Genomic DNA, 12,066 nt, shown 5'->3' on the forward strand with positions numbered 1-12,066 from the left:
GGTCCTGTATAGTTTGCCATTCTTACCAAACACCTCCCCTGTCCTAAACTCATCTTCTTTTTGGTGGACGGCATCCCTTGTGCGGACTGGTTGTTACGTCTTTAATCATATTCACTTCAAGGCCAGCAGCCTGAAGGGAGCGGATAGCCGCTTCGCGGCCTGATCCAGGACCTTTTACAAATACTTCAATTTGTTTCAGGCCATGTTCCATGGCAGCTTTAGCAGCGGTTTCGGCCGCCATTTGAGCAGCAAACGGTGTGCTTTTCCGTGAACCTTTAAAGCCCAGTCCGCCAGCGCTTGCCCAGGAAATGGCATTGCCTCTGGTATCTGTAATGGTGACAATGGTGTTATTAAAAGTCGAACGGATATGAGCAACACCATGTTCTATATTTTTACGTTCTTTACGTTTTGGTCTTGCAGCTTTCTTTTGAGCCAAAGGTTACCCCTCCTTACTTTTTCTTTTTAGCGCCGACAGTACGTTTCGGGCCTTTACGAGTGCGGGCATTAGTCTTGGTACGCTGACCGCGTACAGGAAGTCCCATACGATGTCGCTTGCCACGATATGAGCCGATCTCAATGAGCCGCTTAATGTTTAAAGCTTCTTCCCGACGAAGGTCGCCTTCTACTTGATAGTTTTTGTCAATGATTTCACGTAATTTAGCAACTTCTTCTTCGGTTAGATCCCGAGTTCTGGTATCTGGATTGATTCCTGTCTTGGCGAGTATTTCTTTTGATAAGGTCAATCCAATACCATAAATATATGTTAAAGCAATTTCTATGCGTTTATCACGCGGTAAGTCTACACCGGCAATACGTGCCATGTATTAATCCACCCCCTCACTCTTTTTAGCCTTGTTTTTGTTTATGTTTGGGATTTTCGCAAATCACCATTACCCGGCCATGCCGTTTAATGATTTTGCATTTCTCACATATAGGCTTAACTGATGGCCTTACTTTCATGATTAAACCTCCTTATCGTGCGTCCGCCAGCTCGCCAGTCCGCGTTCGTTCATCCACTTGACTAACGAACTTACGAACCCACGAACACAAGCTATTTAAACCTATAGGTAATACGGCCACGTTTCAGATCGTACGGTGTAAGTTCAATAGTCACTTTATCACCAGGCAAAATTCGGATAAAGTTCATGCGAATTTTCCCTGATACATGCGCCAGTACAACATGACCGTTTTCCAATTTTACCTGGAACATTGCATTAGGCAAAGCCTCAATGACCGTACCTTCTACTTCAATGACATCTTGTTTGGACATGAGCTATTCCTCCTCGTCCGCTTTTAACAGCTTATCCGGCCGCCTCGTTTGGGCGAGCGCCTGACGGATATCTTCATCAGTGATGGGTTTACCACTTGCTAATGCTTCCGTCAGATGATTAGCAATAGAAAGCCTTCTTACATGTTTGACATTCTTTTTTTTTGGATTGGTGACTTTACGTCCACGTCCGTCTGCTACCAGAAGAGTTTGCGGCTTATACCACCCTATTACCACATAGGCGTGGTCAGCATCACGTCCTGCTGATGATATCACAATGTGCCCAAGGTCGATAGTTCCATCTGGCACAAGCCGTCTCCTCCTACAATTTTGTTAATATTTCCGGACCATCAGGCGTAATGGCAATGGTGTGTTCAAAATGGGCAGAACGCTTGCCGTCAGCAGTCACTACTGTCCAATTATCGCTCAAGGTCTTGACCTCATGGGTCCCTGCGTTAATCATAGGCTCTATTGCTAATGTCATACCAGCTTTTAATCGCGGGCCGCGTCCGGGAAGCCCATAGTTAGGTACTTGCGGGTCTTCATGCATGTTTCTGCCAATGCCATGCCCGACAAAGTCGCGCACAACACCAAATCCATGCCCCTCAGCGTAGGATTGAATGCTATAGGAGATATCGCCTAAACGATTACCTACTATAGCTTGTTCAATACCTTTATATAACGACTGCTCGGTAACTTTGATAAGCCTTTCAACCTCAGCATCTACTTCACCGATGGCTATGGTTATCGCAGCATCACCAAAATAACCATTGATGAAAGCGCCAATGTCAATACTTACATTATCTCCATCTTTCAACCTTTTTAATCCAGGAATGCCATGTACTACCTCTTCATTTACTGAAGCGCAAATGGTAGCTGGAAATCCATTATAGCCTTTAAAAGCCGGTTTTGCACCTTTGCTTCTAATGTAGTCCTCGGCAATCCTGTCAAGGTCAAGCGTAGTGACATCCGGTTTTGCCGCTTTTTTTACTTCTTCAAGCGTTTCTGCCACTATTCGCCCAGCATCACGCAGGTAATTAAGTTCCCTTTGTGATTTTAAGATAATCATATTTGTCCGCCCCGTAAACTGTTGACAATATCATTCAGTACCTTATCAATAGGCTGAAGTCCATTGATCTCAGTATACAGCCCCTTATCCTGATAATACTCAATCAGCGGTTGAGTCTGTTCTTGATATACTTCTAGGCGGTTAACTACAGTTGCTTCCGTATCATCAGCCCGTTGGTACAGTTCACCATTGCATTTGTCGCAAATACCTGGTTTTTGGGGAGCATTGAATGTTACATGGTAGGTAGCACCGCAGGTTTTGCAAATCCGACGCCCAGTCATACGGCTAACCAATTCGGAATTCGGAGCCGTAATATTAATAACCCGATCAAGCTTGATATCAAGTTCTGCCAGCGTTCGGTCAAGCGCTTCGGCTTGAACAGTAGTACGCGGAAAACCGTCAAGAATAAAACCTGATTTGCAGTCCTCTTTCGCCAAACGCTCTTTGACAATACCGATAGTAACACTGTCAGGCACAAGCTCGCCTGCATCCATGCAAGCTTTAGCCTGTTTTCCAAGCTCAGTACCTTCTTTGACTGCTGCCCGGAACATATCTCCAGTTGAAATATGAGGGATTTTGAATTTCTCTACCAGTTTGGCCGCCTGGGTGCCTTTCCCAGCACCCGGCGGGCCCATTAACAGAATAAACATGACCACTACCTCCTACTTCATGAAGCCTTGATAGTGACGCATGAGCACCAGCGCCTCAATTTGCTTCATAGTGTCTAATGCCACGCCTACTACAATGAGCAGAGCTGTACCGCCAAAATACACTCCCTGGATATTCGTTATGGCTCCAATGAAGTTCGGCAGTATGGCAATGATGGCCAAGAATATGGATCCGGCCAGGGTAATTCTGGTCATAATCCGGTCTAAATAATCGGCGGTAGGTTTACCCGGTCTGATGCCAGGGATAAAGCCGCCGTGTTTTTTCATGTTCTCTGCCATATCTGATATGTTCACAGTAACCGCAGTGTAGAAATACGTGAAGAACACGATTAAAAGCGCATACAAGACGGTTTGTATCGGCGTGCCCCACGCAAACCACCCTGCCACCGTTTTTACCCAGGGCACATCAATAAACTGAGCAATGGTTACTGGGAACATCAGCACAGATGACGCAAAGATTACGGGAATAACGCCCGCTTGATTTACTTTTAGCGGGATGTGAGTAGAATGACCACCATACATTTTCCGGCCAACCACTCGTTTAGCATACTGAACCGGGATTCTGCGTTGACCTTGCTGGATTGCAATAACAAATACAATCATGGCCAATGCAATTATAAGGAACAATAGCAAACTAAATATGCCAACTGTTCCGGCACGAAAATACTCGAAAATAGTGTAGATGCCTCGCGGCAGTCCTGATACGATACCTGCAAAGATAATCAGCGAGATACCGTTTCCAATTCCTTTATCGGTTATTTGTTCACCCACCCACATTAAGAACGTAGTTCCTGCAGTCAAGGTAAGTGCCACCAACAAGATGGAACCAAACCCGGGGTTAATCATAGCGACTTTTAGGCCAAATGCCATACCAAGTGCTTGGATAAAACCAAGGACAACAGTACCATAGCGAGTAAGCTGAGTGATTTTTTTACGACCTTCTTCTCCTTCTTTGGACCATTGCTCTAATTTGGGTACAACTACGGTAAGTAGCTGCATAATAATCGAAGCATTGATATAGGGCGTTATGCTCATCGCAAAAATAGAGAACTTACTAAGAGCACCACCTGCAAACATATCCAGAAGCCCAAACAGATTACCTTGAGTAAACAGTTCCTCGATAACTGAAGCATTCACACCTGGTACCGGAATATGTGTACCTAATCTGAATACCAAGAACATAACTAAGGTAAATACTACCTTTTGCCTCAGTTCAGTAATCTTTAACACGTTCGAGAGCCCTGCCAGCAATTAAATCACCTCGACTGAACCGCCGGCTGCTTGAATTTTTTCAGCGGCCGACTTAGTAAAGCCATTGGCTTTTACTGTTAGAGCCTTGGTGAGTTCGCCATTGCCTAAGATTCTAACACCGTCAAGCACTTTTTTGATTACACCGGCTTCTACCAAAGCCGCAAGATCAACCACCGTACCATTGTCAAAGCGGTTGAGCTCAGCTACATTCACTTCGCTGTATTGTTTAGCGAATATATTGGTGAAACCGCGCTTGGGCAATCTTAAGTACAAAGGCTTTTGGCCGCCTTCAAAACCAGGACGCACACCGCCGCCAGCACGAGCCTTTTGACCTTTGTGACCTTTACCGCAAGTCTTGCCAAGACCGGAGCCAAGACCACGACCTACACGGGTGCGAACTTTTTTTGAACCAGGCGCTGGAGCTAATTCATGTAATTTCATTAACAGCACCTCCTTGAACTAATATATTGGTTATTGCCAGTTTGTATTTATTCAGCTACTTGTTCTACAGTAACGAGATGTTCTACTTTGCGAACCATACCTCGAATTACTGCATTATCTTCCTGTATAACCGAGCTGTTGGTTTTTTTGAGACCTAAAGCTTTAACGGTTGCGCGTTGATCTTCTGGTCTACCAATCAGGCTACGGATAAGTGTAATTTTAATTTTAGCCATGTCTCTTTCCTCCTTAGCCCAACAGTTCCTGAACTGTTTTGCCACGCAGGCTGGCAACTTCTTCAGCCCGTTTAAGTTGGCGTAAGCCGGCAATAGTAGCGCGAACCATGTTGTTAGCATTAGACGAACCGAGCGATTTGGTGAGGATGTCATGAATGCCAGCAAGCTCAAGCACAGCACGAACTGGACCACCAGCAATTACGCCTGTACCTTCAGAGGCAGGCTTTAAGAGCACTTTGCCAGCGCCAAACACACCTATGATTTCGTGAGGAATGGTAGTGCCGACAATAGGAACTTTTATCAGATTTTTCTTAGCGTCTTCTACGCCTTTACGGATGGCTTCTGGTACTTCAGCAGCCTTACCCAGACCAAAACCTACATGGCCGTTGCCGTCACCAACAACTACCAGAGCGCTAAAAGAAAAGCGTCTACCGCCTTTAACTACTTTTGCAACCCGGTTAATGAATACAACTTTTTCTTTAAGATCAAGACCGGTGTAATCAATTCTGGCCATCAATTTCCCTCCTTTTCTTAGAATTCAAGTCCAGCTTCGCGTGCAGCAGCTGCGAGGGCAGCCACGCGGCCGTGATAAATATAGCCGGCGCGGTCAAATACCACTTTAGTGATTCCTTTTTCGAGGGCCCGTTTAGCGATTGCCTCGCCCACAACTTTAGCTGCTTCTATATTTCCACCGTATTCAACTTTAGCACTGATTTCTTTATCCAATGTGCTGGCAGATACTAAGGTAGTACCAGTTGTATCGTTGATAATCTGAGCATAAATATGCTTCAAACTGCGAAATACGTTGAGACGCGGGCGTTCAGCAGTACCAATCAGATTTTTCCGTGCTCTTAATTGCCGCTTCCGGCGCGCGATGTTTTTGCTTGGTTTACGCAGCAAGGTGTTCACTCCTTTCGCCTAAATTACCTTTTATGGGTTTATTTCTTGCCTTTACCGCCGGCTTTACCGACTTTACGACGGATAACTTCGCCTTCGTATTTGATGCCTTTACCTTTATACGGTTCTGGCTCGCGATAGCTGCGAATTTTAGCTGCAAGTGCTCCAACCGCTTCTTTGTCGGCACCGGAAACTACAATCCGATTAGGCGCGGGAACATCAATGGTGATACCTGCAGGCGGCTCAACTTCTAGCGGATGTGAAAAACCTAAGGTGAGCGCCAATTTTTGACCAGCTTTAGCAGCACGATAGCCAACACCGGCAATCTCTAAGGTTTTCGAGAAGCCTTGTGTTACCCCAATTACCATGTTGTTGAGCAAAGTCCGGGTCAAACCGTGGAGCGAACGATGTTCTTTATTATCTGAAGGCCGTTTGACGTTGATGACACTGCCTTCCATCTCGATAATCATATCAGGGTGGAGTTGGCGGGTCAGTTCGCCTTTTGGACCTTTAACTGTAACTACATTGCTGTCGCCGATGGTTACGGTAACACCAGCAGGAACAGCGATGGGAGTCCTACCAATTCTAGACATATTGCACCTCCTGTATCACTAGACTACCAAACGTATGCGATTACTTCGCCACCCAGACCTTCTCTGCGAGCAGCTTTGTCGGTCATAATGCCTTTCGAAGTTGAGATAATCGCAATTCCGAGACCACCCAGTACGCGCGGTAATTGTTCTTTCTTAGCATAAACGCGAAGACCAGGCTTAGAAATGCGCTTAATACCAGTAATTACTTTTTCGCGATTCGGGCCATATTTTAAACTAACCCGTAATATTCCTTGCTTGCCATCTTGAATCATGTCATAGTCTTTGATAAACCCTTCGTCTTTTAGGATTTGGACTATGGCTTGTTTAATTTTCGATGCCGGAATCTCGACTTTATCGTGATAAACCGAGTTGGCGTTGCGAATGCGTGTAAGCATATCGGCAATCGGATCGGTCATTACCATGTGTTAGAACCCCCTTCCTATATCTTGCTGCTACTACCAGCTTGCCTTGGTTACCCCAGGAATGGCGCCTTTGTAGCTCAGTTCCCGGAAACAAATCCGGCACATTTCGAATTTACGCATATATCCGTGCGGACGTCCGCAGATTTTGCATCGGTTGTACTTACGTACCTTAAATTTAGGCTCTCTCTTCCATTTTTCAATCAAAGCCTTTTTGGCCACCGAATTCCCTCCTTCTGTGTAACTGTCCCGTCTTACGAAGGCGTTAATGGACAGATTCGATTATGCACTAAATGGCATACCCATTAGTTTCAGCAATTCTCTTGCTTCTTCATCGGTCTTGGCAGTAGTAACTATGACGATATCCATTCCGCGGATTTTGTCTACTTTGTCGTAGTCAATTTCCGGGAAGATCAATTGCTCTTTTACACCGAGTGTATAGTTACCGCGTCCATCAAATGCTTTTGGGCTAACACCGCGGAAGTCGCGTACCCGAGGCAATGCAACGTTAAACAGTTTATCAAGGAAATGATACATCCGTTCACCACGTATGGTAACTTTAGCGCCAATCGGCATACCTTGACGAATTTTAAAAGCAGCAATGGATTTCTTTGCTCTGGTTATAACCGGTTTTTGGCCGGCAATTAAAGTCATGTCATTAACAGCAGCATCGAGAACTTTGGGGTTGCCTACGGCTTCACCCACACCCATGTTAATAACCACTTTCTCGACTTTGGGAATTTCCATGACATTTTTATAGCCGAATTTCTGCATCATAGCTTGCGCTACTTCTTTTGTATATTTTTCTTTAAGTCTTGAAGCCATGAGTTAACCTCCTTTCAGGAAAGAATGGTTTTACTTATCTTTATCAATAACTTCGCCGCATTTTTTGCAAGCACGAGCGAATGAGCCACTGGCCAACTGAGATTTTTTAATACGAGTAGGTTTGTTACATGCTGGGCAAATAAGCATAACTTTGGCGGAAGCAATTGGTGCTTCTTTTACGATAATGCCGCCCTGTGGGGTTTTGGGGCTTGGTTTAGTATGGCGTTTTACTTTGTTTACGCCTTCTACCACAACTTTGCCTTTTTTAGGCAGTGCTTCGATGATTTTGCCTTCTTTGCCTTTGTCTTTACCAGACAGCACGACGACTTTATCGCCTTTTTTAACGTGCAATTTTTGAGCTTCTGACACTTAAGGACACCTCCTTAATCTAGATAACTTCCGGTGCCAGTGAGATAATTTTCATGAAATCTTTGTCCCTGAGCTCGCGGGCTACTGGTCCAAATATCCGTGTACCTCTCGGGCTTTTGTCTTCTTTAATAACAACTGCGGCGTTTTCATCAAACCGGATATAGGAACCGTCCGGTCGGCGTAATCCTTTTTTAGAACGAACAACAACGGCTTTAACAACGTCGCCTTTCTTGACAACGCCACCGGGTGTAGCGTCTTTAACAGAAGCAACGATAACATCGCCAATGTTAGCATAGCGGCGATATGAGCCACCCATTACGCGGATGCACATAATTTGCTTAGCGCCGGTATTGTCTGCAACATTCAGGATGGTCTGCTGTTGAATCATAGTGCTTATCCTCCTTCCTCATGAAGCTCGTTGCGCATGGCATCCGAGCAGTAGAAGCCAGCTTACGCGGGTTAAATAAATATTATTTTGCTCTTTCGAGAATTTCTACTACACGCCAGCGTTTTTCTTTAGACAGTGGGCGTGTTTCCATAATTTTTACAGTATCACCAATATGGCTTTCGTTATGCTCATCATGAGCTTTAAACTTCACTGTTTTCTTAACAGATTTATGGTACAGCGGGTGACGAACTAAACGTTCAACGGCCACAACGACTGTTTTTTCCATTTTGTCACTTACGACTTTGCCAATCCGAACCTTGCGCTCATTTCTTTCAAGAGTCACTGTTGCATTGCCTCCCTTCACTCATTAACATTGTTCCCCCAGTTTACTGGGCCTTTAGTTCACGTTGACGCTGAATGGTTTTGATACGGGCAATTGTTTTCTTGACGGCAGGAATCCGCATGGGGTTATCCAATTGGCCGGTTGCGTGTTGGAACCGCAGGTTGAACAATTCTTCTTTCAACTTGTTCAGAGTTTGGTCAAGTTCGGCTGCACTCATCTCGCGGATATCATTAGCCTTCATTTATTTCACCACCCAGTTTAGCATTGACGCCCGGTGCGTCCATATCCAAATGAGCGGTATCCTCCCGCTTAACAAATTTGGTTTTAATCGGCAGTTTGTGTGCTGCCAGACGCATAGCTTCACGGGCTACTTCTTCAGCCACACCGTCCATTTCAAACATAACACGACCTGGCTTAACAACAGCTACCCAATATTCAGGTGAACCTTTACCGCTACCCATACGTGTCTCAGCAGGTTTTGCAGTAATCGGTTTGTCCGGGAAAATTTTGATCCAAACTTTACCGCCACGTTTGATGTAACGGGTCATGGCAATACGAGCAGCCTCGATTTGACGGTTGGTAATCCAGGCTGGCTCAAGAGCAACAAGTCCGAATTCGCCATGAGAAACGGTATTGCCTTTATGGGCTTTACCAGTCATACGTCCGCGAAATTGTTTACGATGTTTTACTCTTTTTGGGATAAGCATTAGTTTTCGCCCCCTTCAACGGCAGCGGCGACATCCGTCTTTTTGGCTTCAGGCAAAACTTCGCCTTTGTAAATCCAAACCTTTACGCCAATACGGCCATACGTAGTGTGAGCTTCTGCTGTACCATAATCAATATCGGCACGCAGGGTGTGCAGAGGAATACTGCCTTCACGATAGCTTTCACTACGAGCAATTTCAGCTCCGCCTAAACGACCGCCAACCATTACTTTAATTCCTTTTGCGCCCAAACGCATAGTGCGAGTTACTGCTTGTTTCATTGCGCGACGAAAAGCAACACGCTTTTCAAGCTGAGCAGCAATATTTTCAGCTACTAATGTTGCATCAAGTTCTGGTTGCTTAATTTCGGCAATATTTACATCAATGTTTTTGCCAGTAAGATCTTTAAGCCATTTTTTAATGGTTTCAATACCACTACCGCCACGGCCGATAACCATACCAGGTTTGGCAGTGTGAATGGTTACTTTCACCCGGTTGGCCGCACGTTCAATAATGATTTGCGACACATTGGAAGTGAAAAGTTTTTCTTTCAGCATATCACGAATTTTGATATCTTCATGCAGATTTTTAGCATAGTCTTTATCAGCATACCATCTTGCGTCCCAAGTTTTGATGATGCCAAGACGAAGACCATGCGGATTAACTTTTTGACCCACTAAATTTCCCTCCTTCGTCCTAGCTTATCTTTCTTTAACAACCAAAGTTACATGGCTGGTACGCTTTAAAATTTTGAACGCTTGACCGCGAGAACGCGGATGAATGCGTTTTAAGGTTGGGCCTTGATCAACATATGCCTGAGAAATATATAGTGCATCAGCATTCATGTCATAGTTGTGCTCAGCATTAGCGACAGCAGATTTCAATAACTTTTCTAAAACTTCAGCTCCGACTTTCGGAGTGTGCTTTAAAATTGCAAAAGCCTCGCCCACGTTCTTGCCGCGAATTAAGTCAATTACGATGCGGATTTTACGGGGAGCAATGCGAATATGTCTGGCAATTGCTTTAGCTTCCATTATTTAACCCCCTTCCGGTTTATAATCTCCGGATTTTTGCTAAGAGTGTCGTTCCTGTTATCGTACGCCGGTGGTCCGTTCCGAGCCGCTGTGACCCTTATAAGTCCGGGTTGGCGCAAATTCGCCAAGCTTGTGACCAACCATGTCTTCGGTAATATATACCGGTACATGTTTGCGGCCGTCATGAACAGCGATAGTATGACCTACAAAACTCGGTAGAATGGTCGAGCTGCGTGACCAGGTTTTGATAACTTTTTTATCATTTGCGGCATTCAGCGCATCAATTTTTTTGAGTAGGCTTTCATGCACATAAGGTCCTTTTTTTGTGGATCTTGACACCTAAATAGCCTCCTTTCGTATGTTGGCTGACTTCGAGAAATATTTTTAGTTCCTCGCGAACCTCGACTTATCGATTATCGACTACCGCGACTAACGCGTCTCTTAACAATTAACTTATCAGATGCTTTCTTTCTACGGGTTTTAGTTCCCATAGCACATTTACCCCAAGGAGTAACCGGATGTTTGCGGCCAACAGGTGAACGACCTTCACCACCACCATGCGGATGGTCAATCGGGTTCATGGAAACACCGCGGTTAGCAGGTCTGATACCCAGCCAACGAGAACGACCAGCTTTACCAATAGTAATGTTTTCATGTTCAAGGTTACCTACTTGGCCAACAGTAGCCCGGCAGTTAATATGAACTTTTCTCAATTCGCCAGACGGCAGTCTGAGAAGTGCATAATTGCCTTCTTTAGCCATAAGTTGAGCGGCAGCACCTGCAGAACGAACCATTTGGCCACCTTTGCCAATTTTCATCTCAATATTGTGGACTAACGTACCTACCGGCATATTCTTTAGCGGCAGTGCATTACCCACTTTGATGTCGGCTTCCGGACCGCTCATAATGGTATCGCCAACTTTAAGACCGTTAGGAGCGATAATATAGCGTTTTTCGCCGTCAGCATAGTTTACAAGCGCAATGCGGGCTGAACGGTTAGGATCATATTCAATAGTAGCAACTTTTGCCGGAATACCGTCTTTGTTGCGTTTGAAGTCAATTAGACGATACAGACGTTTGTGGCCGCCGCCTTGATGCCGGACAGTTAAACGGCCTTGATTGTTACGACCAGCGTGCTTTTTTAAACGCTCGGTCAAAGAACGCTCGGGACGATCTGCGGTAATTTCCGAAAAATCGGCTACCGTCATAAATCTTCTGCCAGGAGCGTATGGTTTAAAACTTTTAACTGGCATGTATGCCCCTCCTTTGTTAGGAAATTATGGTTATACACCTTCGAAGAATTCAATACGCTCGCCGGGAGCCAGTTTTACAATTGCTTTTTTAAAGTCTGAACGTTTACCGATGTGTCTACCAATCCGTTTGGTTTTACCCTTTACCCGGATAGTGTTAACATCAAGGACTTTTACTTTAAAGATTTGTTCTACAGCTTGGCGAATTTCCACTTTGTTGGCGGTAAGCGGCACAACAAAAGTATATTTGTTTTCAGCCATCAATGCTGTCGTTTTTTCAGTAATGTAAGGTCTAAGAAGTATGTCGCGTGGATT

General features: G+C 45.0%; 26 protein-coding genes. All 26 read right to left on the reverse strand.

All coding sequences use genetic code 11. The annotated features are described in order from the left end of the window. Window positions 1-49: 49 nt before the first annotated feature. Window positions 50-436: a 30S ribosomal protein S11 gene (rpsK, locus tag AC29Z1_RS06810; RefSeq protein ID WP_488270707.1), complete on the reverse strand. Its 387-nt coding sequence runs from the start codon at window positions 434-436 to the stop codon at window positions 50-52. Between the two features lie 13 nt (window positions 437-449). After that, window positions 450-821 (reverse strand): 30S ribosomal protein S13, encoded by a 372-nt coding sequence (gene rpsM, locus AC29Z1_RS06815; protein ID WP_488270708.1) that lies wholly within the window; start codon window positions 819-821, stop codon window positions 450-452. 25 nt (window positions 822-846) lie between these two features. Continuing rightward, window positions 847-960, reverse strand: coding sequence for a 50S ribosomal protein L36 (rpmJ, locus tag AC29Z1_RS06820; RefSeq protein WP_028971919.1), 114 nt, complete (start codon window positions 958-960; stop codon window positions 847-849). Between the two features lie 91 nt (window positions 961-1,051). Beyond that, on the reverse strand, window positions 1,052-1,270 hold the full coding sequence (gene infA, locus AC29Z1_RS06825; protein ID WP_488270709.1) for a translation initiation factor IF-1: 219 nt from the start codon (window positions 1,268-1,270) through the stop codon (window positions 1,052-1,054). 3 nt (window positions 1,271-1,273) lie between these two features. Next, entirely contained in the window at window positions 1,274-1,576 is a 303-nt protein-coding gene (locus tag AC29Z1_RS06830; RefSeq protein ID WP_488270710.1) for a KOW domain-containing RNA-binding protein, read from the reverse strand. A gap of 13 nt (window positions 1,577-1,589) precedes the next feature. Further along, the gene (gene map / locus AC29Z1_RS06835) at window positions 1,590-2,336 is read right to left on the reverse strand and encodes a type I methionyl aminopeptidase (RefSeq protein WP_488270711.1); all 747 of its coding nucleotides are present in this window, start codon (window positions 2,334-2,336) and stop codon (window positions 1,590-1,592) included. After that, entirely contained in the window at window positions 2,333-2,986 is a 654-nt protein-coding gene (locus tag AC29Z1_RS06840; RefSeq protein WP_488270712.1) for an adenylate kinase, read from the reverse strand. The genes map and AC29Z1_RS06840 overlap by 4 nt, the downstream gene beginning before the upstream one ends. 12 nt (window positions 2,987-2,998) lie before the next feature. Further along, on the reverse strand, window positions 2,999-4,255 hold the full coding sequence (gene secY, locus AC29Z1_RS06845) for a preprotein translocase subunit SecY (protein ID WP_488270713.1): 1,257 nt from the start codon (window positions 4,253-4,255) through the stop codon (window positions 2,999-3,001). Further along, entirely contained in the window at window positions 4,256-4,696 is a 441-nt protein-coding gene (rplO, locus tag AC29Z1_RS06850; protein WP_488270714.1) for a 50S ribosomal protein L15, read from the reverse strand. It abuts the gene before it with no gap. A gap of 47 nt (window positions 4,697-4,743) precedes the next feature. Next, window positions 4,744-4,929, reverse strand: a complete 186-nt coding sequence (gene rpmD, locus AC29Z1_RS06855; protein WP_488270715.1) for a 50S ribosomal protein L30 — start codon at window positions 4,927-4,929, stop codon at window positions 4,744-4,746. A 13-nt stretch (window positions 4,930-4,942) separates the two neighbouring features. Beyond that, window positions 4,943-5,443, reverse strand: a complete 501-nt coding sequence (rpsE, locus tag AC29Z1_RS06860; RefSeq protein WP_488270716.1) for a 30S ribosomal protein S5 — start codon at window positions 5,441-5,443, stop codon at window positions 4,943-4,945. Window positions 5,444-5,460: 17 nt separating this feature from the next. Next, the gene (gene rplR, locus AC29Z1_RS06865) at window positions 5,461-5,829 is read right to left on the reverse strand and encodes a 50S ribosomal protein L18 (RefSeq protein ID WP_488270717.1); all 369 of its coding nucleotides are present in this window, start codon (window positions 5,827-5,829) and stop codon (window positions 5,461-5,463) included. 38 nt (window positions 5,830-5,867) lie between these two features. Then, entirely contained in the window at window positions 5,868-6,419 is a 552-nt protein-coding gene (rplF, locus tag AC29Z1_RS06870) for a 50S ribosomal protein L6 (protein WP_488270718.1), read from the reverse strand. Between the two features lie 23 nt (window positions 6,420-6,442). Next, the gene (gene rpsH, locus AC29Z1_RS06875; protein WP_488270719.1) at window positions 6,443-6,841 is read right to left on the reverse strand and encodes a 30S ribosomal protein S8; all 399 of its coding nucleotides are present in this window, start codon (window positions 6,839-6,841) and stop codon (window positions 6,443-6,445) included. A gap of 33 nt (window positions 6,842-6,874) precedes the next feature. Then, window positions 6,875-7,060, reverse strand: coding sequence for a type Z 30S ribosomal protein S14 (locus tag AC29Z1_RS06880; protein WP_488270720.1), 186 nt, complete (start codon window positions 7,058-7,060; stop codon window positions 6,875-6,877). 60 nt (window positions 7,061-7,120) lie between these two features. Next, window positions 7,121-7,663: a 50S ribosomal protein L5 gene (gene rplE / locus AC29Z1_RS06885; protein WP_488270721.1), complete on the reverse strand. Its 543-nt coding sequence runs from the start codon at window positions 7,661-7,663 to the stop codon at window positions 7,121-7,123. Between the two features lie 30 nt (window positions 7,664-7,693). After that, a complete protein-coding gene (rplX, locus tag AC29Z1_RS06890) occupies window positions 7,694-8,032 on the reverse strand; it encodes a 50S ribosomal protein L24 (protein ID WP_488270722.1) in 339 nt (112 codons plus the stop codon). Window positions 8,033-8,051: 19 nt separating this feature from the next. Next, complete coding sequence (gene rplN / locus AC29Z1_RS06895) at window positions 8,052-8,420, reverse strand: 50S ribosomal protein L14 (RefSeq protein WP_488270723.1); 369 nt, start codon at window positions 8,418-8,420, stop codon at window positions 8,052-8,054. A gap of 82 nt (window positions 8,421-8,502) precedes the next feature. Further along, window positions 8,503-8,763: a 30S ribosomal protein S17 gene (gene rpsQ / locus AC29Z1_RS06900; protein WP_488270724.1), complete on the reverse strand. Its 261-nt coding sequence runs from the start codon at window positions 8,761-8,763 to the stop codon at window positions 8,503-8,505. Between the two features lie 43 nt (window positions 8,764-8,806). Beyond that, window positions 8,807-9,004 (reverse strand): 50S ribosomal protein L29, encoded by a 198-nt coding sequence (gene rpmC / locus AC29Z1_RS06905; protein ID WP_488270725.1) that lies wholly within the window; start codon window positions 9,002-9,004, stop codon window positions 8,807-8,809. Next, a complete protein-coding gene (gene rplP, locus AC29Z1_RS06910) occupies window positions 8,994-9,470 on the reverse strand; it encodes a 50S ribosomal protein L16 (protein ID WP_488270726.1) in 477 nt (158 codons plus the stop codon). The genes rpmC and rplP overlap by 11 nt, the downstream gene beginning before the upstream one ends. Continuing rightward, complete coding sequence (gene rpsC, locus AC29Z1_RS06915) at window positions 9,470-10,144, reverse strand: 30S ribosomal protein S3 (RefSeq protein ID WP_488270727.1); 675 nt, start codon at window positions 10,142-10,144, stop codon at window positions 9,470-9,472. The genes rplP and rpsC overlap by 1 nt, the downstream gene beginning before the upstream one ends. 24 nt (window positions 10,145-10,168) lie before the next feature. Continuing rightward, window positions 10,169-10,501, reverse strand: coding sequence for a 50S ribosomal protein L22 (rplV, locus tag AC29Z1_RS06920; protein WP_488270728.1), 333 nt, complete (start codon window positions 10,499-10,501; stop codon window positions 10,169-10,171). 57 nt (window positions 10,502-10,558) lie between these two features. After that, window positions 10,559-10,840 (reverse strand): 30S ribosomal protein S19, encoded by a 282-nt coding sequence (rpsS, locus tag AC29Z1_RS06925; protein WP_488270729.1) that lies wholly within the window; start codon window positions 10,838-10,840, stop codon window positions 10,559-10,561. A 74-nt stretch (window positions 10,841-10,914) separates the two neighbouring features. After that, window positions 10,915-11,754: a 50S ribosomal protein L2 gene (rplB, locus tag AC29Z1_RS06930; RefSeq protein WP_488270730.1), complete on the reverse strand. Its 840-nt coding sequence runs from the start codon at window positions 11,752-11,754 to the stop codon at window positions 10,915-10,917. Window positions 11,755-11,784: 30 nt separating this feature from the next. Continuing rightward, on the reverse strand, window positions 11,785-12,066 hold a 282-nt coding region (gene rplW / locus AC29Z1_RS06935), incomplete at its 5' end, for a 50S ribosomal protein L23 (RefSeq protein ID WP_488270731.1).

The sequence above is a fragment of the Sporomusa sp. genome (genome assembly GCF_057736855.1).